Origin of the sequence: Paraburkholderia sp. BL21I4N1, from assembly GCF_002973525.1 — a bacterium.
GTDB lineage: Bacteria > Pseudomonadota > Gammaproteobacteria > Burkholderiales > Burkholderiaceae > Paraburkholderia.
Map to the genome: position 1 here is coordinate 74420 of NZ_PVEN01000005.1, position 25409 is coordinate 99828.

Below are 25409 nucleotides of genomic sequence, written 5' to 3' on the forward strand. Positions count from 1 at the left end.
GGCAGCAACCCTACTCAGCCGTTCACCGAATCCAGATTCAGCGTAATGATCTTGACCGACACATCCTTGCAGGTCTTGTCACGGCAGATGCCACTGAACCAGATCTCGCCGCCACCGATCATCACGCCCTGATCGCGCGAGAACAACGTCGCATAGGTCTGATGCGCGACCAGATCGATCAGCTTCGGCGTGAAGATCGCGTCGTAATGAGCGACGAAATCGCGCTTCGTGCGCAGCGTCACTTTCTTGCCATGCAACGCAACGGTGATCGGATATTTCACCATGCCCGCGACGGCCGGCTTATCGCCACGCGCCACGGCCTGCTTCAATTGGTCGAAGAACTGCCGGTACGGCACGTGGGAGCCGAACAGAAAGTCCATCCGCGCATCGACCGCCTGATCGGTCTGGGCATCGCTCTGCGTATCGGTCTGTGCGCCAGTCTGTGCGACAGCGGAAGGCACGCAGCCCAGTGCAAGCGCGACGCCGAGCATCGCGCCCGCGATCGATTGCACGTAAGCCGTACGTCGGTGTGAAGTGAGGCGTTTCATTGCGGCGTTCTCTTCCCATTACATTATAAAAAGGACGCTCATTATCACCTCTTCCCTCACCCCGCCTCGGTATCCCGTCCCGAATCCGTCACGTCGATCCCATAGCGCTTGAGCTTGGCATAAAGCAGTTGCCGGTTGACGTTCAGGCGCCGCGCGGCATCGGTGCGATTGTTGCCGCTATGGCGCAGCGCGCGGCGAATCAGCATCTCCTCGAGCCTGGCCAGCGCGGACGGCAAATCCTCATCCGGCCAGTCGAACTCGAGCGTGGAATCCTGCGGCGAGCGCGCGTCCTGCAAAAACGTCAGGTCGGTCGCGTGGATGTACTCGCCGCGCACCATCACCGCCGCGCGCTCCATTGCGTTCTTCAGTTCGCGCACGTTACCGGGCCACGCGAAGCGGATTAGCAACGCGGCGGCGTCGGCGGATAAGCGCTTGCCGGCGGCCACGCGTGTCAGAAAATACTCGGCGAGCGGCACGATATCGGCAATCCGTGCCGACAGCGGCGGCAGATGAATCGGCACCACATGCAGCCGGTAAAACAGGTCCTCGCGAAAACTTCCGTCGCGTACGCTGCGCTGCAGGTCGCGGTGCGTCGCGGCGATCACACGCACGTCGACCGGCACCGGTTTGCCGCCGACCGGCACGACCACCCGCTCCTGCAGCGCGCGCAGGATCTTGGCCTGCATTGCCATGTCCATGTCGCCGATCTCGTCGAGAAACAGCGTGCCGTGGGCAGCCTGACGAAACGCGCCGTCGCGATCGGCAGTGGCGCCGGTGAACGCGCCGCGCGCGTGACCGAACAGCTCGCTCTCCAGCAGATCGACCGGGATCGCCGCGCAGTTCACCGCGACGAACGGCCGATCGTGACGCAAGCCGTGTTCGTGAATCGCCCGCGCCACCACTTCCTTGCCGGTGCCGGTCTCGCCGGTAATCAGCACCGTGGCGTCGCTGTCGGCCAGCACGCCGATGGTCTTCTGCACCGTCCGCATCGCCTCGCTCGAACCGATGATCGCCTCGGCCTCCTCCGCCGGAAAACTCGCGCCCGGCTCGGCGACGCTCGACAGCATGCGCTGCAACACCTGCGCGAGATCCGCGCGGCCAATCGGCTTGGTCAGGTGGTCGAACGCGCCCAGCCGCATCGCCTCGATCGTGTTGGACGCCGTGGCGTGCGCGGTCAGCACCGTCACCGCCGGCGCCTTGGGCCGCGCCCGCAAGCGACGCAGCACCTCGAGTCCGTCGATGCCGGGCATGCGCAGATCGAGAAACATCGCGCTGACCGGCTCGGTGTCGAGCAGTTCGAGCGCGCTCAAGCCATCGGCGGCGAGGCAGGCGGTATGGCCGAGATCGATCACGACTTCGGCGAGCGCATCGCGCATGGTGGCGTCGTCGTCGACGATCAGGATGTGGGGCATGGCAGGATGATCTCGAAAGTAGTGCCGTGGTCGGTCGATACAAAATGCGCGGCGCCGCCGTGCGCCACCGCGACTTCGCGCACGATCGACAAGCCTAGACCGGTGCCGTCGGGCCGTCCGGTCACGAAGGGTTCGAACAGATGATCCTGAATATCGGCGGGCGGCCCCGAGCCGCGATCGTGCACGGCCAGCACCAGCGCCTCCGTGCGACGCAGCGCGGCGACCTCGATCCGGCTGCCGGCCGGCGCGGCGTTGATCGCGTTCAGAATCAGATTGTCGAGCGCGCGCTGTACCTGGTCCGGGTCGAAGCGCGCTTCCTGCCAATCGGCCGAACTCGCGATCGTCACCTGTCTGGCGGCGGCGCGCTCCGTATGTTGCGCGACGCACGCTTCGAGAAACGCGCTGACTTCGATCAGCTCGCGTTTCGGTTCGTCGTGTTCGGTGATGCTCAACAATCGGCGCACCAGCGCGTCGAGCCGTTCGATCTCGCCGAGAATCACGCGCAACGCCTGCGGCTGACGCTCGGCGCCGCCTGCGACCGCGCTTTCCGCCTTCAGCCGCATCGCCGCGATCGGGTTGCGGATCTCATGCGCGACGCCGGCGGCCACCCGGCCGATCGCGGCGAGACGCTCGGCGGTCGCCATCTGCCGCGCGAGCGTGTCGCCCCGCTGTCGCGCGGCCGACAACCGCCGGCCGGCCTCGTTCAGCGCGAGGACGATCCGGTCCAGCTCGCGCTCGCGGGTGGGCGGCAACACCGGCAGGTCGGCCACGTCGTACGAACTGAGCGCTGTCTCGATCTGCGACACGTGGCGCGACCAGGTCATGGTCAGATGCGTCAGCAAAGCGGCCGCGATCAGCACCGTCACCAGCAGCACGGCCTGGCCGGCCATCAGTTGATAGTAGCTGCGGCCCGCAAAGGTGAAGGTCCACGTCATGGTCCACGCCGTCAAATGCGGGATCGGTCCCGGCAGCGGACAGGCCGAGATCAGCAAGGTCTGCGAGCGCGCGCCGTAACGGTGGCTGGCCGCGCGGTCGCTGCTCAGCGCGGCGGCATTGATCTCGCGGATGCGCGGCAGCTCGCCGCCCGGCGGATCGGTGCGCGGCGCGGCGCCGTCGTAGGTGGGGAACGCGTAGGCGAGCGAGCCCGTGTCGCCGTGCCAGATGCCGCCCTGCACGCCCGGCCGGTTGCGCAGCGCGTTCTGCACGACGGCACTCAGACGGCCGCGTGCGGCGGTGTCGTCGGGCGCGGGCGGCGCGGCGCCCCAGTCGGCGCCATGCAGACGGTAGGCCGACACGATCGCATCGCAGGCGCGGGCGTTTTCCGCGGCGGCCTGGCCGACCTGCGCCGCCGCCGACTGATGGAACAGTCCCACCATCAACCAGGCGGTCGCGCCCGCCGCGACGACCAGCAGTGCAAGCAGCACGATCAGCCGGCCGCGTAACGATCGAAGCATGGTGTTGTCCCGTGTTTTATCTCTGGCTAGCTGTGGCGGTGTCCCGCTGCCGCACTCCCTGCGCCATCCCTGATGCGAATGGTATGCCAGAGCGAAGCTATCCGGCATGGAGGCCGCGTTCGCAGCGTATTGGCGGGCATTTCAACGGCGTGGCGAGGGTCTCCGATGCGGCGCAAGCCTGTACCGCGCTCGCACCGTTACGGGTTGTGTGCTCGACATTGTCCTGATTTGCGACACCTTGCGTCGTGAATCGCGACAACCGGCTGTGGCTTCCGCGCATGCGAACTCGAAGGCATCGGCATTGCGTGATTGGCACGGCAGTTGCAGAGCATGACCGGCACACCACCCTGTCCGATCGAACGAGGCGCACGTGAAAAGAACCCACCTGAAATGGCCCGCGCTCGTCGTCCTCGTGCTGCTGATCGGAGTGGCCGTCTGGTTGCTGTGGTTCCGGCATCCCGCCCGCAAGGCGCCGGCCGTGCCGCCCGGCACGCCGGTCTCGGCCGTCGCGGCGAAACTGGCCGACGTGCCGGTCTACATCGATTCGCTCGGCACGGTCACGCCGACGCGCACCGTGACCGTCATCACCCAGGTCAACGGCATTCTCGATTCGGTCGATTTCAAGGAAGGCCAGCTGGTGCGTCGCGGTCAGGTGATCGCGCGGATCGATTCGCGCGCGCTCGAAGCGCAACTGGTGCAGGCGCAAGGCACGCTGACGCACGACAAGGCCGCGCTCGCCAACGCGCAGCTCGACTTGCAGCGCTACCGCCAGTTGATCAAGGTCGGCTCGATCACGCAACAAACGCTCGACACCCAGATCGCTACCGTCAATGAAGATCAGGGCACGGTCGTGTCCGACACCGGCAACGTGAAGAACCTGCAGGTACAGGTCGGCTACTGCACGATCACGTCGCCGGTGGACGGTGTGGTCGGCCTGCGGCTGGTCGATCCGGGCAACTACATCACGACGACCAGCACGACCGGCGTCGCGATTATCACTCAATTGCAGCCGGCGACTATCGTCTACGCGGTGCCGGAAGACTATCTCGGCCAGATTCATCGCGCCATGTCGCGTGGCGCGGTCGCCGTGCTCGCCTACGACCGCGACAAGAAGACGCTGCTGTCGCACGGCACCTTGCTCGCCGTCGACAACCAGGTGGACACCACCACCGGCACGGTCAAGGTGAAGGCGGAGTTCCCGCAGTCCGGCGACGCGCTGTTTCCGAACCAGTTCGTCAATGCGCGGATGCAGGCGGACACGCTCAGGCAGATTCCGGTGATTCCGACCGCGGCGATCCAGCATGGTACGAACGGCGATTTCGTGTTCGTGGTCGGCACGGGCAACAAGGTGGCGCTGCGCAATGTGAAGGCGGGGCCGGTGAGCGGCGACAACACGGCGATTCTCGACGGCGGCGTGAAGGCCGGCGAGCAGGTGGTGACGGACGGCGCCGACAAGCTCGACAATGGCTCGGCGGTGCGGGTGGTGGCGGCGACGCCGGCGGGGGCATCGAGCGCATCGAGCGCCGCCACCGCTCCCGCCTCCAACTAACAGCCGGTCTCCATGAACATCTCGCGCCCCTTCATCGAGCGGCCGATCGCGACCACGCTGCTGATGATCGCCGTGCTGCTGGCCGGTCTGCTCGGCTATCACCTGCTGCCGGTCTCGGCGTTGCCCGAGGTCGACTACCCGACCATCCAGGTCTACACGCAATACCCCGGCGCAAGCCCGGACGTGGTCAGCTCGTCGATCACCGCGCCGCTCGAAGTGCAGCTCGGCGAAATGGCCGGCCTGAAAACGATGAACTCGACCAGTTCGAACGGCGTCTCCGTCATCACGCTGGAGTTCGATCTGTCGCTGTCGCTCGACGTCGCCGAACAGGAAGTGCAGGCGGCCATCAACGCCTCGGCCAGCTACCTGCCGGCCAACCTGCCCTACCCGCCGGTCTACAGCAAGGTCAATCCGGCCGACGCGCCGGTGCTGACGCTGTCGCTAACCTCGAACACGCTGCCGCTCACAAAAATCGAAGACCTAGCCGACACGCGTCTTGCGCAGAAGATTTCGCAGATCTCCGGCGTCGGCCTCGTGACGATCAGTGGCGGCCAACGGCCGGCGGTACGCATCGAAGCGAATTCGGGCGCGCTGAACTCGCTCGGCCTGTCGCTCGACGACGTGCGCACCGCGCTCGGCAACGCCAACGTCAACCAGGCCAAGGGCAATCTGGACGGCAAGTACCAGGCCTATTCGATCGGCGCGAACGACCAGCTGCAATCGGCCGATCAATACCCCGACGTGGTGCTCGCGTACAAGAACGGCGCGCCGATCCGGCTCGCGCAGGTCGCGACCTCCGTGCAGGCCGCCGAAGACGTGCAGCAGGCCGCCTGGACCAACAGCACACCGTCCATCGTGCTGAACATCCAGCGTCAACCGGGCGCCAACGTGATCGACGTGGTGGACCGCGTGCAGAAGCTGTTGCCGCAATTGCGCGCGAGCCTGCCGGCCACGCTCAAGGTCGCGGTGCTGACCGACCGCACGCAGACCATTCGGGCTTCCGTCACGGACGTCGAATACGAACTCGCGGTGGCGGTCGCGCTGGTCGTGATGGTGATCTTCATCTTCCTGCGCAAGGTCGCCGCCACGGTGATTCCCGCGGTGACGGTGCCGCTGTCGCTGATCGGCACGCTCGCCGTCGCGTACGGGCTGGGCTTTTCGCTGAACAATCTGACGCTGATGTCGCTGACCATCGCGACCGGCTTCGTGGTGGACGACGCGATCGTGATGATCGAAAACATCACGCGCTACATCGAGGCTGGCGACACTCCGATGGAAGCCGCGCTGAAAGGCTCGAAGCAGATCGGCTTCACGATCATCTCGCTGTCGGTGTCGCTGATCGCGGTGATGATTCCGCTGCTGTTCATGGGCGACGTGGTCGGCCGGCTGTTCCGTGAATTCGCGCTGACGCTGGCCATCGCGATCGTGATCTCGGCGTTCGTCTCGCTGACGCTCACGCCGATGATGTGCTCGCGCATGTTCAAGGAGCATGAGGAAGAACACCGCGTCGACTTCTTCGACCGCGTGAATCGGCGCTATGTGCAGGGGCTCGGCTGGGTGCTGGAGCATCGCGGTTTGACGCTGCTCTCCGTGGCGCTGACCGCCGCGCTGACCTTCGCCATTCTGCTGCTGATGCCCAAAGGCTTCTTCCCCGAACAGGACACCGGCCTGATCGAGGGGATTTCGCAGGCGGCGCCGAGCATTTCGTTTCCGTACATGGTGCAGAAGCAGCAGCAACTGGTCGGCGATCTGCTGAAGGATCCGGCGGTGGCGAGTCTGTCGTCGTTCGTCGGCATCAATCAGACGAGCCCGACGCTCAACCAGGGCACCGTGCTGATCAACCTGAAGGGCAAGGGCGATCGCGACAGCAGCGCGGCCGTGATCCGGCGCCTGTCGGACGCGACCGCGGGCCTCGCCGGCATGCGGCTGTTCCTGCATCCGGTGCAAGACTTGACGCTCGACGACACGATCTCGACCACCAGCTACCGCGTCGGCCTCCAGGCCACGGACCCGGATGTGCTCAACGAATGGACCGGCAAGCTGATCGGCGCGCTGAAAAAAGACCCGACCTTCGCCGACGTGCAAAGCCAGGCGTCGCAGCAAGGCAACCAGATTCAATTGACGTTCGACCGAGCCACCGCGTCGCGGTTGGGCGTCACGCCGCAAGCCATCGACGACGTGCTGTACGACGCGTTCGGCCAGCGCCAGGTGTCGACCATTTACACGCAGCTGAATCAGTATCACGTGGTGCTGGTCGCCGACAAAACCTCGGGCAACCTGTCCGACCTGCTCTCCGGCCTTTACGTGGATACGTCGTCGGGCGGCGTCGCGCCGCTTGCCAGCATGGCGACCATGAAACTGATCCACGCGCCGGTCACGATCAACCGTCAGGGGCAGTTCCCGTATGCGGACGTGTCGTTCAATCTGCAGCCCGGCTATACGCTCGGCACCGCCGTCACGCGGCTCGCCGACATCGAGAAGCAGATCGGCCTGCCGATGACGGTGCAGGCGTCGCTGGAAGGCACGGCGGCGACCTTCCAGTCGTCGCTGTCGAACGAGGCGTTTCTGGTCGGCGCGGCCATCATCGTGGTGTATCTGATGCTCGGCGTGCTGTACGAAAGCTTCATCCACCCGGTGACGATTCTGTCGACGCTGCCTTCAGCGGCGCTCGGCGCCTTGCTCGCACTGGTGATCACGGGCACGCAGTTCGACATCATCGGCCTGATCGGCATCGTGCTGCTGATCGGAATCGTGATGAAAAACGCCATCATGATGATCGACTTCGCGCTCGAACTGGAGCGCAACGAAAAGCTCCCTGCGGTCGAAGCGATCCGGCGCGCCGCCGAACTGCGTTTCCGGCCGATTCTAATGACCACGATGGCCTCGCTGTTCGGCGCGGTGCCGCTCGCGTTCGGCACCGGCATGGGCTCGGAATTGCGGCATCCGCTCGGGATTGCGATTATCGGCGGCCTGGTGATCAGCCAGTTGCTGACGCTGTTCTCCACGCCGGTCATGTATCTCGCCATGCACCGCGTCGAGGATCGCTTCAGCAAACGCGACCCGCGACCGGCCGCGGCGGAGTGACGCGATGAACCTGTCCGAACCGTTCATCGCGCGTCCCATCGCGACCGGCCTGCTGGCGATCGGCATCGCGCTGTTCGGCGCGCTGGCCTTCAAGCTGCTGCCGGTGGCGCCGCTGCCCGAGGTCGATTTTCCGACCATCAGCGTGCAGGCGACCTTGCCGGGCGCCGACCCGAACACCGTGGCGACTTCGGTCGCCACGCCGCTGGAGCGGCAGTTCGGCCAGATTTCCGGCATCACGCAGATGACGTCGGTGAGCTCGCTCGGCGCGACCCGCATCACGATGCAGTTCGATCTGAACCGCGACATCAACGGCGCGGCGCGCGACGTGCAGGCCGCGATCAGCGCCGCGCGCACCAACCTGCCGGCCAATCTCGACGGCAATCCGACCTACCGCAAGGTCAACCCGGCCGACGCGCCGATCCTGATCGTCAGCCTCACTTCCGACTCGGCGACGCGCGGCCAGTTGTACGACGCGGCGTCGACCGTGCTGCAGCAGAAGCTGCTGCAAACGCCGGGCGTCGGCGACGTCACGGTGGGCGGCGGCGCGCTGCCCGCCGTGCGGATCGAACTGAACCCGGACCGCGTGAATCACTACGGCGTGAGCCTCGAACAGATTCGCAGCGCGATCGCCACGGCCAACGTCGATCTGCCGAAAGGCTCGGCCGCCGTCGGGCCGCTGAAATACAACCTCGGCGCGAACGACCAGCTCTACAACGCGTCCGACTACGCGCCGCTGATCGTCAAGCAGAACGGCAACGACGTGGTGCACATTTCCGATCTCGGCTATGTGCGTCAGGACGTGGAGAATCTGGAAAACTACGGCCTGTCGAACGGCAAGCCGGCCGTGCTGCTGATCGTCTACAAGCAGCCGGGCGCGAACGTGATCGACACGGTCAACAACGTCAAGGCCGCGCTGCCGTTTCTCGAAGCGTCGATCCTGCCCACCATCAAGCTCAACATTCTGATGGACCGCACGTCGACGATTCGCGCGTCGCTGCTCGACGTCGAGATCACGCTGGCGATCTCGGTGCTGCTCGTCACCGCCGTGACCTTCGCGTTCTTCCGCAACTGGCGCACCACGCTGGTTCCGGCGATCGTCGTGCCGCTGTCGCTGCTCGGCACCTTCGGCGTGATGTACTTTCTCGGCTTCAGCCTGAACAATCTGTCGCTGATGGCGCTGACCATCTCGACCGGCTTCGTGGTGGACGACGCGATCGTGGTGGTCGAGAACATCATGCGTCATATGGAACGCGGCGAGCCGCCCATGCAGGCGGCGTTGACCGGCGCGCGCGAAGTCGGCTTCACGGTGCTGACCATCAGCGTCTCGCTGATCGCCGTGTTCATTCCACTGCTGCTGATGGGCGGCATTGTCGGGCGGCTGTTCCGCGAGTTCTCCGTATCGCTGTCGGTTGCGATCATCATGTCGATGGTGATCTCGCTGACCGTCACGCCGATGCTCTCCAGCATCGCGTTGCGCAGCACCGGCTACGCACACGACGACAACGAATACCCCAACTCGCGCTTTCACCGCTTCTATGCGCGCACGCTGGGCTGGGTGATCCGTCATCCCGTGCTGATGGGAATCGTGACGATTCTGGTGCTGGCGCTGAACGTGCTGCTGTATATCGTGATTCCAAAAGGCTTCTTCCCGCAGGAAGACACCGGGCGGCTGATCGGCCAGGTGCAGGCGTCGCAGAGCATTTCGTATCACGCGATGCAGCAGAAATTCCTCAAGATCAATCAACTGGTGCTGAAGAATCCGAACGTGCAGGCGGTGGGCGGATTTGTCGGCGGTTCGAATTCGGTCAACACCGCGCTGCTGTTCGTGACGCTCAAGCCGCTCGGGCCGCGCAAGGCAAGCGCCGATCAGGTGATCGCGCAGCTGCGCCGCTCGCTCGCCAATATTCCCGGCGCGCGGCTGTTCCTGCAATCGGCGCAGGACATCACCGTGGGCGGCCGGCAAAGCGGCGCGCAGTACCAGTTCACGATGACCGCCGACGAGCAGACCGATCTGGACAAATGGGTGCCCAAGGTGGTCGCCGCCATGCATAAGCTGCCGATGCTGCAGGACATCAACACCGACCAGCAGGACAACAGCATGCAGGCGAGCGTGGCCGTCAACCGCGATACGGCGGCGCGACTGGGGGTCAATTTCGCGTCGATCGATCAGGGCCTGTACGACGCGTTCGGCCAGCGCCAGGTGTCGACCATTTACAAGTCCGCGAACCAGTATCACGTGGTGATGGAACTCGCGCCCGAATACTGGACCGATCCGGCCGCGTTGAAGGCGATCTACGTGCCGGCCGGTGCGGCCGCCACCTGGGGCAGCGGTTCGACCGGCGGCGGCACGTCCACCGCGCCGAGCGTCGCGACCTCGGCGAGCGCGGCCTCCGCTGCGGCGGCGGCCGTCAGCGCGGCGGCGGTGGCCGGTCCGGGCAGCCGCACGGCGACGCCCTCCACCGCCGTGCTGTCGAACGGCAACGCGCTGGTGCCGCTGGCCGCGATGGCGCATTTCTCGATCGCGCAAACGGCGATCTCGATCAACCATCAGGGCACCTTCCCAGCCGTCACGGCGTCGTTCAATCTCGGGCCGGGCGCGTCGATCGGCCAGGCCACGCAGCAGGTCGACGAAGCCGTCGCGCAGCTCCGCATGCCGGCCAGCATTGTGGGCAGCTTCGCGGGCACGGCGCAGGTGTTTCAACAATCGGTGGCGAGCGAGCCGATCCTGATCGTCGCCGCGCTGCTCACCGTGTATATCGTGCTCGGCATGCTGTACGAGAACCTGATGCATCCGCTGACGATTCTGTCGACGCTACCCTCCGCCGGCGTCGGCGCGCTGATCGCGCTGCTGGTCACCAATACGGAGTTGTCCATCATCGCGCTGGTCGGCGTGATTCTGCTGATCGGGATCGTCAAGAAGAACGCGATCATGATGATCGACTTCGCGATCACCGAGGAGCGGCAAGCCAATCTGCCCGCCGAACAGGCCATCACGCGCGCGTGCCTGATCCGCTTCCGCCCGATCATGATGACGACCAGCGCCGCCATTCTCGGCGCGCTGCCGCTCGTGTTCGGCTCCGGCTACGGCTCGGAATTTCGCAAGCCGCTGGGCATTTCGATTATCGGCGGACTGATTTTCAGCCAGATGCTCACGCTTTATACGACGCCCGTCATCTATTTGTGGCTCGACCGCGCGTATCAGCGTCTGCGCCGTCGACGTCATGGGAGGGAAGCCACATCATGAAGAGCAGAATGTCGAGGGCGAATGGTGCGGGTCGCGTGACTCGTCCGGGTCGGGTAGATCGCGTTGCGGGCGCGCCGCTCGGCTGGCGGCTCACGCTGGCCGCCCTGGCGGCGCTGTGCATGACCGGCTGCGCGGTCGGCCCGGATTACCGCCAACCCACGGTGGCGATTCCCGCGACGTTCAAGGAAGGCGTGAACTGGCAACGCGCGCAGGCCGATCCGCAAGCGTCGCTGTCCAGCACGTGGTGGCAGGTCTATCAGGACGACACGCTGACGGATCTGATCGGCCGCTCGCTTAAGGCGAATCAGTCGATCGCTGCGGCCGAAGCCGCGTACCGGCTTGCGCAGGCCACCGTCGACGCCAACCGCGCGAGCCTCTTCCCCGTGATCACGGCGGGTCTTTCGGCGACGCGTAGCGGCACCGGCAATGGCGCGGCCAGTTCGGGTATCAGCAGCACGACGGGCAGCACCGTGGCCGGTATACGGAATTCGGTCAGCGCGACAGCCACGGCCAGTTGGGAGCCGGACCTGTGGGGCGAAGTACGGCGCAAGGTCGAGTCCGCGAAAGCCAGCGCGCAAGCCAGCGACGCGCAGTTAGCCGGCGAACGCCTGTCGATCGCGGCCACGCTCACCAACGACTATTTCGCGTTGCGCCAGGCCGATCTGGACATCGACTCGCTCAAACAGCAGCAACAGATCGACGCACGCATTCTCGACATTACGCGCACCGCGTTTCTGCAAGGCACCGCATCGAACGACGACGTGCTGACCGCGCAAGACACACTGGAAATCGTGGTCGCGCAATTGCAGACCACCGAAACCTCGCGCGAACAGAACGAGCATGCGATCGCCGTGCTGATCGGCGTGCCCCCCTCCGGCTTCTCGCTGCCGCCGAAAAACGACTACGCGTTCGCCAATCCCTCGGTGCCGCTGGCGTTGCCGTCGCAATTGCTCGAACGGCGCTACGACGTGGTGAGCGCGGAACGCACCGCTGCCGCAGCGAACGCGAAAATCGGCGCGGCCGAAGCGGCGTTTTTCCCGGTGCTGGATCTGTCGGCGCAAGGCGGCTTCGAGCACAACGCGTTCGCGCATCTGTTCTCGCTGCCGAGCCGCGTGTGGACGCTGGGCCCCGATCTGGCCGCGACGATCTTCGACGGCGGCGCGCGCAGCGCCGCAGTGCGCGAAGCCCGCGCGACTTACGATGAAGACGTGGCCAACTATCGCGGCGCGGTGCTGACGGCGTTTCAGAGTGTCGAGGACAGTCTGTCGTCGATCAATCATTTGCAGCAGCAGGCCGCGGCGTATGGCGAGATTTATCAGCGTAACCAGCAGTTGTTTGCGAGTCAGCGCGCGCAGTTGCTGGCGGGTACGGCGAGCGAGGAAAGCGTGCTCACGCAACAGTTGACGTTGTTGCAGGCGGCGCAGTCGTTGACGGATAGTCAGTCGCTGCTCGCGCAAGGGAGCGTGGCGCTGATTAAAAATCTGGGGGGTGGCTGGCAGTGGGATGGGGCTGCGGCGAGCACGGCGGGTGCGTCCGCGCCGGTGGCGTCATCCTCGGCTACGACTTCAGCGTCGGCATCCGCCTCGACTTCGACGCCGGCGCCGTAAGCGCCACGCCAGCTACCGCCCGCTCACTCCTTCCCCCCCATCTGCAACCGCGCCAGCAACTCGCGCCCCTGACGGGTCAATTGCAACGTCATTTCATGCGGCTGACGCTGCCGCACTTCGACCAGCGCATAGCGGCGCAACGCCAGCACGTCGGGGTCCAGCGGCTCGATACGTTTTTCCGTGTCGCGAAACAGCATGAGCGTCGCGAGTTCGTGATGACTCAGCATCCGGCACCTCCGTTCATCAAAGCGTGGCGATGAGACGATAGTAGTCAGACGCCGCGACAGTTTGGCTACAGACACGTTTCCGCGTCTTACGAGCACGCGGACTTCACAACGGCCAATCCGCCCGCAACCCCGGCGTGCACAGCCCCGCGCCCTCGCCCCCACGTAAACCGGCGTAACTCGCCGCGATTCCGGCGGCAAAAAGCTCACGATCGTGCGCAATCCCCGACGATCCGCACCGCAGTCCGTCAACATCCGGTCGAATTCGAACCTTAGACCGCCTCACCCCAGCGGCGGAATTTCATCGAACGTAGGGAGTTAACATATGTTGTTATTATTTTGTTTACTGCAACATATGGATCCAGGCGCCATGGCGTGCCGCTAACGATCGTTCGATATCACTGGGGAATGAGATGGTCCGGGAAAAATTGTTGATGTTGGCCGTGCTGGCATCGACCGCACACGGGGTGTTCGCGCAAGACGCAACCCCGACCATGACGAAGATTCAAACCACCGGCCTGATTTCGATCGGCCATCGCGAAACATCGGTCCCGTTTTCCTATGTGGACAGCGACAATCAGGTGATCGGCTTTTCTCAGGATCTCTGCAACAAGGTCATCGAGGCGGTCAAGGCGAAGACGAAACGGTCCGATTTGCGTGTCCGGTTCATTCCAGTGACGTCGCAAAACCGCATTTCGCTGGTTCAGAACGGCACCGTCGACCTGGAATGCGGCGTGACGACGAATCTTGTCGCCCGGCAAAACCAGGTGGCGTTCTCCGACACCTTCTTCGTGGCCACGACCCGCCTGTTGACGCGCAAGGACTCCGGCATCAAGGACTTCCCGGATCTCGCGGGCAAGACGGTCGTGACCAATCAGGGGACCACGTCCGAGCGCATCCTGAGAAAGATGAACGAAGAGAAGAAAATGAACATGCAGATCATTAGCGCCAAGGACTATGGCGAGGGGCGCCTGACGCTGGAAACCGGCCGCGCGGTGGCGTACATGATGGACGACGTGTTACTGGCGGGCGCGCGCCCGCTGACCGCGAAACCCGCCGACTGGGTGCTGGTCGGCACGCCGCAGTCTTCGGAGGCTTATGGCTTCATGCTGCGGAAAAACGATCCCGAGTTCAAGAAAGTCGTCGACGATGCGATGCAGCAGGTCATGAAGGGCAAGGAGATCAACGCGATGTACGACAGGTGGTTCATGAAGCCGGTCCCGCCGAAGAACCTCACGTTCGACTTCCCGATGAGCGATTCATTGAAAAAGGTCTACGCGAATCCGAACGACACGGCGTTCGAATAAGCGCTGGAGAGCCGGTGTTGCGCGGTCACGGCTGTGTCCGCGCCAATTACGCGGTCTGGTTCAGAACGCGCCGCTCAGTGCCGCGACGGCGACGACGAGCACCTGCACGATCGCCAGGAGCGTGACGAGCCGGACGAGACGGGCGACACCGCGCACGCGTGCATCGAGCGTGCGTCCGGCCTTCGTTTCGTCGATCCAGCCGAGCCGTTGCAAGGCGTGGTCGAGTGCCGCGAGCGCGTCGTCTTCGTTCGTCAACGCGGTTGAATGCGCGAGCGCGCCGAACAGGCGACGATCGAGCGCGACGCGAATCAGCAGCCACAGTGCGAGGATCGCCACTGCGCCGCTCACGCACACCACCGCGACGCACAGCCACGCCCCCAGCGCGAAAGCGAGCGCGAGTCCTAGCCACGCCGCCACCTGCGTGCAGATCGAGACGATCAGCCCGGCGTCGAGCAGGCCGCGTGCAGACGCGATTTTGAATGGCACGCTGGCGGATGTGTCGTTCATGGTCGAGCCTCGGGTCCAGGCCGCGTGTCGCGCGGCGTTTCGGCGTGCCGCGCTGCAGGGTGTGGCGCTTCGTTCGGCGTTTCATGGCCGGCTTCACGCGCCACCTCCTGCCGAATCGGCGAACGCCAGTCGATATACCGCTGCAACAACGCCACGCCCGGCGCCCGCACCACCACCTGCGGTCGCGCTTCCCGCAACAGCGCGAGCGCAGCCTGGGCATCGTGCAACGGCAAATGCGCGGCAAGCCACGCGGCCACCGCCAACGCGCTGCGCGAATAGCCGAGCGCACAGCACACCAGCACGGTATGCCCCTGCTCGTGCAGCATCTCAATTGCGGCGACGGCTTGCTGCAACTGCGCGAGCGTCGCCGGCAGCAAGTCGAGTTGTGGCACGCACACATAGCGGATCGAGGGGTCGCGCCGGGCCCATCCGGGCATTTCGGCGGTCAGATCCACAATCGCGGTCGCACGCGCCAGCCTGGCTTCGCGACGCGTCGGCGTACGCCCCACCAGCACCGAGTGACCCACCGGCGACCATGCCGCATGACGAAACGTCCACGCGCGCGAATTGACGAACATGCCGAACACGGTGGGCAGGAAGAGTGCCGAGGTGACCCATGCAAGACCGCCGGATTCGTTCTTCTGATACAACGCGGCATCCACCCGCCAGTAGACAATCGCGACGCACAGCACGGCCAGCGCAATCCACCCGAGCAGTAACGCCGCGAACGGCGAATGCGGAATCGTCACGCAGGCGGCAATCAGAAACATCAGCGCCAGCGCCGCATAGCGCCGCGCAATGCGGCGGGCCTGCGCCAGCACGGCGGCCTCGATCGGTTCGTCGGCGGCCCGCAAGCGGGACGTGCCATCGCCCCGCCGCAACGGAAACAGAAACAGCGCGAAGCAGCCCACCGCCGCGCCGGTCGGAATATCGATCGAATGATGCTGGTAGGTGGTCAGCACGGAAACACCGATCAGCGCGAACCAGCCATGCAAGAGCCAACGCCACGCACCGCGTGCATACGACGCATACACAGCCCACAACACCACCAGCAAACCGATATGCAGCGACGGCGCCTGATTGAACGGTTTGTCGAAACCCGCAAGCAGCGTGAACAGCGCGCCGCTCACGCCATCGGCGGCCGGCCGCTCGAAGCTGAAGCGTAGCGGCCACGCGATGAAACACACCACCGAAATGACCTGCACCGTCAGCAGCCGCTTGACGTGGTCGAGCAGTTCATCGCGCCAATGCCACGGAAAAAACGACAGCGCGTACAGCAGATCGATCGACCAGTACGGCACGATCGTCCACGGCCAGAACGGAATGGCATGCTCCCAGCCGAACGCGAACGAAGGCACGCTCGCATGCCTTCCGGCCAGCCAGTTCGCGAACCCATAGGTCGAGAAGAACACGACGCCCATGCCCGCCAGCAGCAGGCATTTCAGCGCGAAGGTAGCCGGCCGCGCGACGGCTGCGCCGCGTTGACAGGCTGATGCGTCAATACGCGCGCCACTGCCGCTCATACGTCCGCGACCCGTTGCGCGACGCTCACCGTGAAGATGCCCCATTCGTCGATGCGTTGCGCGATCTTGCGAAAACCCGCGCTCGCCACCAGCTCATCGAGCTCGGCCTGCGAGCGACGGCGCATCACCCATGCGGCCTCGCCGCGATGGTTCTTCAGCGTCCGCGCGATGAACTCCAGCTGCGGATGCCACGGTTGCCCCGTATAAACCAGATAACCGCCCGGCGCGACCGAACGCGCGAGACCGCCGAGCGAAGCGCGAATCATCGCGTTGTCGCTGAACAGTTCGTACAGCCCCGATACGATCGCCAGATTCGGGCGCGGTTCGAGCGTGGCGAGCGCTTCGGCGTCGAACGCGTCGCCCTGTTCGAAACGCGCCTTCGTGCCGAAGCCCTTCTGAATGATGAGCGCGCGGCCGGCCTCGACATTCGGCGGACTGTAGTCGCGCAGCAGAATGTGTTCGATGCCGGTCCGGCTCAGCGCGGCTGCGCCGATTGCGTCGAGCACATAGCGCCCGTGCCCCGCGGCGATATCGACGATCCGCACCGGTTGGCCGTCCCGCCGCAAGCGCGCGATGGCATCGGCGATCAGCGCTTCGATATGAATCTTGCGCTGACGAATGCCCCGCCAGCCGATCGAGTCGAGGTAGTTGCGGTCGATCAGCCGGCCGAGCGGCGAGCGCCCTTGCGCGCGATTGCGGTACACATAGTCGAGCGACGAGCCGGAATCGAAGCCGCGCTGGAACCCCAGCGCGATCCCCGACGAGAACCACGACGACAACCGCAAGCCGCCCCGCACCAGCGCCCAGTAGACACCTTTCAACGGCTGTGGCGGCTGCGTCAGACCGACGAATTCGTCATGGAACGGCCCGCGCTGATGCGCGTCGAGCAACGAGACCGGCGCGCTCGGCGCGTCGTATTCCTGCAGAACGAACGCGCGAATCGGTGCGATGGCGCGGTCGCGCTCCAACTCGCCGAGCGTGTCGTGATGAAAACCGTCGAGCACGATGCGCTCCTTGCGCGTCGAGCTCAGCCGTTCGTAAAACTGGTCTTGCGGCTCACGACGCACGACCCAATCGGCACCGGAAATCAGCACCTGGGTCGGCACCTTGATGGCGGCGGCGTCGGCCACCACACGTTGGGCCATGTCGTGCAGATCGAGCAGCATGTTGACCGCGATCGCGCGCGCGATCAGCGGATCGGACTGATAGCTCGCGACGCGCTCGGGGTCGTGCGTCAGCAGTTTCGGCTTCACATAACTGTTGACGAAGAAGCGCCCGCGCAGCCGGTACATGAGCCGCAAGGCCGGCAATGCGAGCGGCACGTAGAGCTTGATGCTGAAGGCCGGCGCGGCCAGCACGAGCGCGCGCAGCGGCGGCGCGTAATCGTGCACCCACGCGGCGGCGAGTACGGCGCCGACACTCTGGCCAATCACCGTCATGTCTTCGATCGCAATGCCATGGGTGTCGCGGATATGCTCGGCGAACGTCTGAACGTCGCGCACCGAGGCCGCCGCGCTCGGGCTGTAGCCGCGTTCGCCTGGCGAGTGGCCATGCCCCCGCGCGTCCCAGGCGAAGAACGCGTGCTCGGACAGATCGAGTTCGTCGACCAGATGCGCCATGCGCGCCGAGTGTTCGTGACCACGATGAAACAGCAGCACGGCGCCACGGCAACGCTCCCCAGCAACCGGCCAGTGACGGTAGAACAGCGCCTCGCCGTCGTGCGTGACAAACGTGTGTTCTCCGGCGGTGCGGATCGTCATGGAAGTCCCCTCGAACGTGGAATGCTACTCGCGGCCCGGCTGCGTGCCCCGCCGGGTTTCCGGTTCAGCGCGCCTCGGCCACCCCGTTGCGCACCCGTTGGCCAATCGTCACGAGCGCCAGCACGACCAGCGCGCGCCACAGCCACGCGGCCCACGGCGCAACCGTCAGGCCGAGGCCGATCCACAGGGCGAACGCGCCGATCACCACCGCGCGATCGCTCTTGCCGAGCGGGCCGTCGTAGCGGCGCGTGGCGCCCGCCAGCGGGCCGATCAACCCCGCGCATTCGACTACCGCGGCGGCCAGCGCGAACGCCCAGATATCCGCGGCATTGAATGCGGGAATGACCAGAAACGGTAAAACGAGAGCGATGTCGGAAATCACGTCGCCTAACTCGTTCAGATAGGCACCGAGCGCGCTCTTCTGGCCGAATTCACGCGCCAGCATGCCGTCGATTGCATTCAGCGCCATGCGCAGGAACAGCCAGACCGGAATCAGCAGAAAGAGCCGGTAAAAGCCCGTGGCCACCAGCGCGCCCACCACGATCGAGCCGAGCGCCGCGGTCACCGTGACCTGGTTGGCCGTTACACCGACGCGCGCGAGTTGGCGCACCAAAGGCCGCAGCAGATTCTGGAACTTCGGTTTGAGTGCGTAGACGCTCATATTTATTTAACAGTTCAAGCGGGTTGACCGGCCCATACACCCATTATCCGGAAACGGAATTGTCCCGAGCCTATTTTTTCGAGCGATTAGAAACAGCGACATCGTCATTTAAATGGGAGGAAAGGTCAAGAATCGCCCTGCTCTCTAAATCGATGTGGTGATCGGTGGGAAAAATCGTCATAATGCCGCGACCGAAACACCACCGGCGTTCAGAATGGCGCAATCAATGAGTCGGATTCAATGAGTATCTGGCACGCATGGCAACGCGATTGTCTGCTGGGTGTGGTGCGTCTCGTCGCAGGCGCTTATCCGGTCTGGCATCACGGCACACCGAACGCCACGCAGAAAATCTATTTCTCCAATCACACCAGCCACGTCGACACGCTGGCGATTCTCGCCGCGCTGCCGGGCGAGTTGCGTTCACAGGTGCGGCCGGTCGCGGCGCGCGACTATTGGGAGCGCGGCAAGGCCAAGGTGCATATCGCCAATAACCTGCTCAACGTGGTGCTGATCGACCGCAAGAAGGAAGGCGACGGCGATCCGCTGGAGCCCGTGCGCGAAGCGTTGCGGCTCGGCTATTCGATCATTATTTTTCCGGAAGGCACACGCAGCGCCGAGGCCTTGCCGCAGGCGTTCAAAAGTGGCCTGTACCGGCTCGCCGGCGAGTTTCCAACGGTCGAGTTGTGCCCGGTCTATCTCGAGAACCTGCAGCGCATCATGCCCAAGGGCGCGATCTGGCCGGTGCCGCTGATCTGCAAGGTGCATTTCGGCGCGACGATCACGCTGGCCGACAACGAACCCAAGGCGGATTTTCTGCAGCGCGCGCGGGAGCGCATCGTCGAACTTTCGCCGGTCCGTCACGCGGATTGATTGACGGGACTCGCAAAACAACAACGGGGAAACACACACGATGAGAACCGCGTTCTGGGAACTCGTGGCCGGCCTGACCGGCTTTCTGGCGATCGCTTCGGTGATCGGCGGCCTGCTCGCCTGGCGCGACGGCGGCCGCAGCACGACGATTGCCAATCTGAACCAGCGCATTCGCGCGTGGTGGGGAATGATCGCGATCATGGCAATCGCGATCGGCCTGGGACCGACCGCCACTTATATCGTGTTCGCCTTCGTGTCGTATATGGCGCTGCGTGAGTTCATCACGCTGACGCCCACCTCGCCGAGCGATCACACCACGCTGTTTATCTGTTTCTTCATCGCGATTCCGGTGCAGTACCTGCTGCTGTGGGTGAACTGGTACGGCATGTTCTCGATCTTCGTGCCGGTGCATCTCTTCATCACCTTGTCGCTAGTGTCGGCGCTCACGCAGGACACGCATGAATTCCTGAGCCGTAGCTCGAAGATTCATTGGGCGCTGATGGTATGCGTGTATGGCCTGAGTCACGCGCCCGCGCTGCTGATTCTGGATATTCCCCGCTATCAGGGCGAAAACGCGCTGCTGCTGTTCTTCTTTCTGCTGGTGGTGCAGATCAGCGACGTGTTCCAGTACGTGGTCGGCAAACTGTTCGGCAAGCGCAAGATCGCGCCGAAGTTGAGTCCGTCGAAAACCGTCGAAGGGTTTATCGGCGGCGGCCTGCTCGCCACGCTATCCGGGGCGGCGCTATATCGGATCACGCCGTTCAGTTTCGGCGCGGCGTTTCTGATGTCGCTCGCTATCGTGCTGGCGGGGTTCGTCGGCGGACTGGTGCTGTCTGCCGTTAAACGCTCGCTCGGCGCGAAAGACTGGGGGTCGATGATTGCCGGACACGGCGGTGCGCTCGATCGGGTCGATTCGATCTGCTTTGCCGCACCGGTGTTTTTTCACCTGGTGCGGTATCTGTATGTGAATTGAGGAACTGGCGCGGTTTAGCTGGCGCCGGGTTGCGGCTTAGTTGTTCGAGCAACCACCGCAGCTGCTTGAACTGCAACTGCTGGAGCTGCTGCAACTGCTCGAACTGCAACTGCTGCTGTCGATGCCGCCGCCGGAACCGCTACTGCTGCTGACGACCGCCGGCACGTTGAGCGCGCGCGCGTACGTGGCCCACGCAGTGCCCGACAGCGCGCCGACGCCGAGCAGCGCCGTGCGCCACAGCAAGGCGTCGGATACCTCCGCGTCGTTCGATGCGTTCTGCTCGCGGGCCGGGGCGGACTGGTTCTGCTGACCCGCCTGACTCCCCGCCGCCGCATACCGCGCGCGGCACTCGGCAAGCGCTTGCTGGCCGCCCTTCGTCGGGCCGCCGCGGCCCAGGCCCGGTAGCCGTTTCATGACGATCACATAAGCGATTGCAAACAGGATCACGCCGATCACCAGCAGCATGACCGGCCGGTCCCGGCTCATGCCGACGCAAATCTTCGCAAAGCCGAGCATCGCCACGCACAGCGCCAGCACACGCGCGACGAACAGCAAGCCGCGCATGCCGCCACGTTTCCATAGCCAGCCGCATTCGACCAACTCGGCGTCGAACGATTTTTCCTGCTGCATCAATTGCGCGCGGAACGCCACGTAGTCGGCCCGGCCGTCTTGTCTCGCCCGCAACCATTGCCACGCCGACGCATAACGGCCCGCCATGGCGATGTTCTCGGCCTTCACGGAGGGTTTTCTGCTTGGGTAAGGCGAGAAGCTGATCGCGCCGGCATCGATCAGCGCGAGTGTCGCGACGCGGGCCATGCGTTGCACGCCGCCGGTGAGGAACGCGGCCTGGTCGGGCGTCATCGCGCGGATCAGGGTGGGTGCGCCGTGGATGCCCCACGCGCGCCGACGGTGTTCGAATTTCTGCGCCCAGTAGATCAGCAGCAGAACGCCGAAACACAGGGCGAGATAGAACCGCAGAAAGTCTCGTCCCGCGTAATTCAGGACGTTGAAGTCGAGCGTGGTGAAGTCGCCCGCGTAGGCGCAAGTGGCAACGGTGGCAGTGAACAATGCCAACCCGCCGAGCGGCAAACGACGTGCGCGGTAGGCGTTCCAGCGGCGCGCCAGACGGGTGATGACGTGATCGTTGTGCGCTGTGTGCTCTGTGTGCTGCCTCTGCGCTTTGTGCTTGGCGTGCGCCTTGTGTGAGCTTGCCTCGTCCGGCTGCGCAATCCGCGCGGCGTTGTCGGCCAGCGACGGCAAACGCGGCCAAACCGCCACGGGCGGCTCCGCACCGAACAAACGCCGGTAGTCGTCGAGCGTTTGCGCATACGCCCGCGCGTAAGTCTCGGCCTCGCCGGGCGCGCCGTTGCCCGGCGTGTGATGCAGTGGCGCGCGCAGCACCTGGGCGCAAAACACGTCCCAGTATTCGCGGGTGTATTCAAGGTGCAGATGCCACGCGGCATCCACCGCTTTAGACGGCGTTGCGACCTGCCCCGTCGTCACCGCGAGCAGCGTGAAGCGCTTGTATTCGGCGATCACCTCGGCCGTATGGTCGCGCGACCAGCCTTCCCGCTGCGCAAGACGCACGCTGTACGGCAGCGCGACGTTCGGCGCGTCGAGCGAATAGGCATCGAGCCGTTCGATCAGCGCCTGCTGGGCGGCGCTCATGGGCTGCGGCGACCGTGTGGCTGACGGCGTGACGGCCGCCGACGAAGGGTTTGAATATCGGCGCATGGATCGGTAAAAATCGCGCGGCGCAATCATTCGACGAACAAGCGCCGAACTGTTGGAAAATGGCCGCCCATTTAAACTGAAATGAGCGTGCCGTTTTTGCAGTCGGTTAATCGCATTGGATTCTAATCGAGCGGAACGCTGTGTGTATAGCGTTTCAACGATGGCGTTCAAGGCATGCTCACGCCTGAGAAATGATCCGATTTCCGAAGCGCGCTCGTCGAGCGAGCGGTATTACAGCGGCACGAAATAAATACCCTTCGCGAAACTGGAAAACCGTCGCCGCGTTGCTTTTATTGATTTCGCCGCAAGGACGGTGAATACGCGATCAGAACTTCGGATGGCACTCGAAATTAACCGACGACCCATGCTCGGTCAGCATCTGCACGCCGCTGACGCTTTCCGTGTTGACGCTGGTCAGCATGCCGCGACGCTCGCAGTAGTCGCGCGCCTCGGTCATGGCGTGCTCGTGCGCGCGCGCCCAAGCCATCCGGCCGCCGGTTGCGCTGGCGGCCACCGTGTAGGTGTTGGGTTTGTCCGTGGCGACGACGTCGCTTGCCGACGCGCAACCCACCAGACTCGCGCACGCGAGCGCGGCGGCGATCAGCGCGCGCCAGCCGCTGGAAGACGCCGCCCGCGAAGCACGCCCGCCAATCGCAACGGACGCCGCCGGTCGTTCGGGGCGCCGGTCCGGGACCGTTTTGAACATATATCACCTGCACTTTTTAGCCGGTTCATCGAGGATCAAATTATCCGCAATCACGCGACGAAGATCAGCCTCACCGACTGAAAACACTGTTGCGAGCGGCTTAACAATGTCACTGGATGTAAGCGCAGTTGCAGGCGGAACGGCGAACTGCGCACGCCGTGCTGGCTTGTGTCGTTGAAAGCCGAGAGTTGAAAGTCGAGAGTTGAAAGCCGAGAGTTGAAAACCGAATGCCGAACTCCGCCGAAATGCTTGCCGGCGACGCCGGCGCGGCGCGCCAAAAGCGCCCGTGAATCACCCCGCGGCACAGGGTTTGCTGGAGGATCGCATCGTAGCTTTCCGCGGAGCGCGCAGACATGGCCGATCAGCGATCCATTCCACCAGGACTGGCACCGACACTGCCCGCCGACGCCCGCGGCATGATCGGCAACATGACGACAACCGCGCTGGTATCGCTGCGCGGCGCGATCGACTTCATGTGCTTCCCCCGCATCGACTCGCCGGCGATTTTCGCCGGTCTGCTCGACCCGGAGCGCGGCGGCGCGTTCTCGATCGAACCCGCCCTCGACGCCGTCAACGTCAACGTCAAGCAGATGTACCTGCCGGACACCAACGTCCTGCTGACCCGCTTCATGACGCGCGACGGCGTATGCGAACTGCTCGACTTCATGCCGGTGCCCGAAGATCGTCCCGCTGGCGACGCCGAAGCCGCCGCGCCGCTGCCGAACTGCGTGATTCGCGTCGTACGGATGGTGCACGGACGCATGACGCTCAGACTGCGATGCGCGCCGCGCTTCGACTACGCGCGCGGCGACCACACGCTGCATCGCGAAGAAGGCGCGGTGGAATTCCACGCGCTCGACGGCAGCTTGCAACTGCGGCTGAATAGCAGCGTGCCGCTGTCCGTCGACGAACGCACCGCGCAGACCGAATTCGAACTGCATGACGGCGAGTCGGCAGGCTTCGCGTTCGGCGACGCCGCGGCGTTGCGCGAGAAGACCTTCGATTGCGACACGGTGCTGAGCGGCACGATCCGTTACTGGCAAGCCTGGTCGGCGCAGTCCACGTATCGCGGCCGCTATCGTGAAGTGGTGATGCGCTCCGCGCTGACGCTCAAACTGTTGAGTTCACGCGAATATGGCGCGATCGTAGCCGCGCCGACTTTCGGCCTGGCCGAAGCGCAGGACGGTTCGCGCCGCTGGGACTATCGCTTCACATGGATCCGCGACGCGGCGTTTTCCGTGTATGCGCTGCTGCGCCTCGGCTATACCGGCGAAGCGCGGCACTTCATGAAATGGATCGCCGAGCGCAGCCGTCATTGCGATTCGGACGGCTCCCTGAACGTGATGTACACCATCGACGGTCAGAGGCCGCCCGAGGAAACCGAAGCCATCGGCCTCACCGACGGCTCGCACGGTGCGCCGCTGACCGGCAACGCCGCGCGCGACCAGACCCAGCTCGATGTGTACGGTGCGTTGCTCGACGCGGTCTATCTGTACAACAAGTACGGCGCCGCGATCTCTTACGACGGCTGGCGCGACGTCACGCGCACCGTCGACTACGTGGTCGCACATTGGCGCGAACCGGATCACGGTATCTGGGAATTTCGCAATGGCAGACGGGCGCTGCTGCATTCGCGACTGATGTGCTGGGTCACCGTGGATCGTGCTTTAAGGCTCGCGGAAAAGCGCTCGCTGCCCGCCCCGCTCAAGCGCTGGTTCGAGACCCGCGATGCGATTCACCGCGATATCCATGACCGCTTCTGGAACGAGGACCTGCACGCGTTCGTGCAGACGCCGGACTCGGCGACGCTGGATGCATCCGCATTGATGATGCCGCTCGTGCGCTTTATCGGTCCGACCGATCCGCGCTGGCTAAGCACTCTCGACGCGATTGGCCGCGAATTGCAGGTCGATCCGTTGATCTTCCGCTACACGCGGGGCGCCACGCTCGACGGCCTGCCCGGTGTGGAAGGCGGCTTCAGCGCCTGTTCGTTCTGGTATGCCGAAGCGCTGGCGCGCGCCGGGCGCGTCGACGCGGGCCGCCTGGTGTTCGAGAAGATGCTTGCGTACGCAAATCACGTCGGCCTGTTCTCCGAGGAAGTCGCGACCAGCGGCGAGGCCCTCGGTAATTTTCCACAGGCCTTGACGCACCTCGCGCTGATCAGCGCCGCCTATCAGCTCGACCGCAATCTGGACAAGGTCCACGTGCCGTGGACTTGAGGGCGATGCGGTCGTTACGGTCGTTAC

General features: G+C 64.6%; 18 protein-coding genes. 8 read left to right on the plus strand and 10 right to left on the minus strand.

Annotated features, from left to right (window positions below):
* Positions 1 to 14 precede the first annotated feature (14 nt).
* Genes B0G83_RS15000 through B0G83_RS15010 form a run of 3 tightly spaced genes read right to left on the minus strand, consistent with a single transcriptional unit; the run spans position 15 to position 3414 of the window.
* On the minus strand, positions 15 to 548 hold the full coding sequence (locus tag B0G83_RS15000; protein WP_105508187.1) for a hypothetical protein: 534 nt from the start codon (positions 546 to 548) through the stop codon (positions 15 to 17).
* A gap of 56 nt (positions 549 to 604) precedes the next feature.
* Positions 605 to 1960 carry a sigma-54 dependent transcriptional regulator gene (locus tag B0G83_RS15005; RefSeq protein WP_105508188.1) on the minus strand — a complete coding sequence of 452 codons (1356 nt, stop codon included), beginning with the start codon at positions 1958 to 1960 and terminating at the stop codon, positions 605 to 607.
* Positions 1945 to 3414, minus strand: coding sequence for a HAMP domain-containing sensor histidine kinase (locus B0G83_RS15010; RefSeq protein WP_105508189.1), 1470 nt, complete (start codon positions 3412 to 3414; stop codon positions 1945 to 1947). Before B0G83_RS15010 ends, B0G83_RS15005 begins: the two co-directional genes overlap by 16 nt.
* Positions 3415 to 3784: 370 nt before the next feature.
* Between B0G83_RS15010 and B0G83_RS15015 the strand changes: the two genes are divergently transcribed.
* The 4 genes from B0G83_RS15015 to B0G83_RS15030 are packed head-to-tail and all read left to right on the plus strand — an operon-like array spanning position 3785 to position 12898.
* The gene (locus B0G83_RS15015; protein ID WP_105508190.1) at positions 3785 to 4963 is read left to right on the plus strand and encodes an efflux RND transporter periplasmic adaptor subunit; all 1179 of its coding nucleotides are present in this window, start codon (positions 3785 to 3787) and stop codon (positions 4961 to 4963) included.
* Between the two features lie 12 nt (positions 4964 to 4975).
* A complete protein-coding gene (locus tag B0G83_RS15020; protein WP_105508191.1) occupies positions 4976 to 8047 on the plus strand; it encodes an efflux RND transporter permease subunit in 3072 nt (1023 codons plus the stop codon).
* A gap of 4 nt (positions 8048 to 8051) precedes the next feature.
* The gene (locus B0G83_RS15025) at positions 8052 to 11291 is read left to right on the plus strand and encodes an efflux RND transporter permease subunit (RefSeq protein ID WP_105508192.1); all 3240 of its coding nucleotides are present in this window, start codon (positions 8052 to 8054) and stop codon (positions 11289 to 11291) included.
* Positions 11292 to 11326: 35 nt separating this feature from the next.
* Positions 11327 to 12898 carry an efflux transporter outer membrane subunit gene (locus tag B0G83_RS15030; protein ID WP_258167902.1) on the plus strand — a complete coding sequence of 524 codons (1572 nt, stop codon included), beginning with the start codon at positions 11327 to 11329 and terminating at the stop codon, positions 12896 to 12898.
* 23 nt (positions 12899 to 12921) lie between these two features.
* On the opposite strand, the gene B0G83_RS15035 is transcribed toward B0G83_RS15030, so the two are convergent.
* Entirely contained in the window at positions 12922 to 13125 is a 204-nt protein-coding gene (locus B0G83_RS15035) for a hypothetical protein (protein WP_105508194.1), read from the minus strand.
* A 431-nt stretch (positions 13126 to 13556) separates the two neighbouring features.
* Here B0G83_RS15035 and B0G83_RS15040 point away from each other — a divergent pair, with 431 nt between their 5' ends.
* A complete protein-coding gene (locus B0G83_RS15040; RefSeq protein ID WP_258167919.1) occupies positions 13557 to 14429 on the plus strand; it encodes a glutamate/aspartate ABC transporter substrate-binding protein in 873 nt (290 codons plus the stop codon).
* Positions 14430 to 14489: 60 nt separating this feature from the next.
* On the opposite strand, the gene B0G83_RS15045 is transcribed toward B0G83_RS15040, so the two are convergent.
* The 4 genes from B0G83_RS15045 to B0G83_RS15060 form a co-directional block, all read right to left on the minus strand.
* The gene (locus tag B0G83_RS15045; RefSeq protein WP_105508196.1) at positions 14490 to 14936 is read right to left on the minus strand and encodes a hypothetical protein; all 447 of its coding nucleotides are present in this window, start codon (positions 14934 to 14936) and stop codon (positions 14490 to 14492) included.
* The gene (locus B0G83_RS15050; protein ID WP_105508197.1) at positions 14933 to 16459 is read right to left on the minus strand and encodes a phosphatase PAP2/dual specificity phosphatase family protein; all 1527 of its coding nucleotides are present in this window, start codon (positions 16457 to 16459) and stop codon (positions 14933 to 14935) included. Before B0G83_RS15050 ends, B0G83_RS15045 begins: the two co-directional genes overlap by 4 nt.
* Positions 16456 to 18219 carry a bifunctional alpha/beta hydrolase/class I SAM-dependent methyltransferase gene (locus B0G83_RS15055; protein ID WP_105508198.1) on the minus strand — a complete coding sequence of 588 codons (1764 nt, stop codon included), beginning with the start codon at positions 18217 to 18219 and terminating at the stop codon, positions 16456 to 16458. The genes B0G83_RS15050 and B0G83_RS15055 overlap by 4 nt, the downstream gene beginning before the upstream one ends.
* Positions 18220 to 18283: 64 nt before the next feature.
* A complete protein-coding gene (locus tag B0G83_RS15060) occupies positions 18284 to 18880 on the minus strand; it encodes a CDP-alcohol phosphatidyltransferase family protein (RefSeq protein ID WP_105508199.1) in 597 nt (198 codons plus the stop codon).
* Between the two features lie 240 nt (positions 18881 to 19120).
* Between B0G83_RS15060 and B0G83_RS15065 the strand changes: the two genes are divergently transcribed.
* Together B0G83_RS15065 and B0G83_RS15070 are read left to right on the plus strand one after the other, a co-directional pair.
* Complete coding sequence (locus B0G83_RS15065) at positions 19121 to 19750, plus strand: lysophospholipid acyltransferase family protein (RefSeq protein ID WP_035550032.1); 630 nt, start codon at positions 19121 to 19123, stop codon at positions 19748 to 19750.
* Between the two features lie 40 nt (positions 19751 to 19790).
* Positions 19791 to 20723 carry a phosphatidate cytidylyltransferase gene (locus tag B0G83_RS15070; RefSeq protein WP_105508200.1) on the plus strand — a complete coding sequence of 311 codons (933 nt, stop codon included), beginning with the start codon at positions 19791 to 19793 and terminating at the stop codon, positions 20721 to 20723.
* A gap of 36 nt (positions 20724 to 20759) precedes the next feature.
* Here B0G83_RS15070 and B0G83_RS15075 read toward each other — a convergent pair whose 3' ends face one another.
* A complete protein-coding gene (locus tag B0G83_RS15075) occupies positions 20760 to 22391 on the minus strand; it encodes a TIGR04222 domain-containing membrane protein (RefSeq protein ID WP_258167903.1) in 1632 nt (543 codons plus the stop codon).
* A 391-nt stretch (positions 22392 to 22782) separates the two neighbouring features.
* Positions 22783 to 23163 carry a hypothetical protein gene (locus B0G83_RS15080; protein WP_105508201.1) on the minus strand — a complete coding sequence of 127 codons (381 nt, stop codon included), beginning with the start codon at positions 23161 to 23163 and terminating at the stop codon, positions 22783 to 22785.
* A 353-nt stretch (positions 23164 to 23516) separates the two neighbouring features.
* Between B0G83_RS15080 and B0G83_RS15090 the strand changes: the two genes are divergently transcribed.
* Complete coding sequence (locus tag B0G83_RS15090; RefSeq protein WP_105508203.1) at positions 23517 to 25382, plus strand: glycoside hydrolase family 15 protein; 1866 nt, start codon at positions 23517 to 23519, stop codon at positions 25380 to 25382.
* The last annotated feature ends 27 nt before the right edge of the window (positions 25383 to 25409 follow it).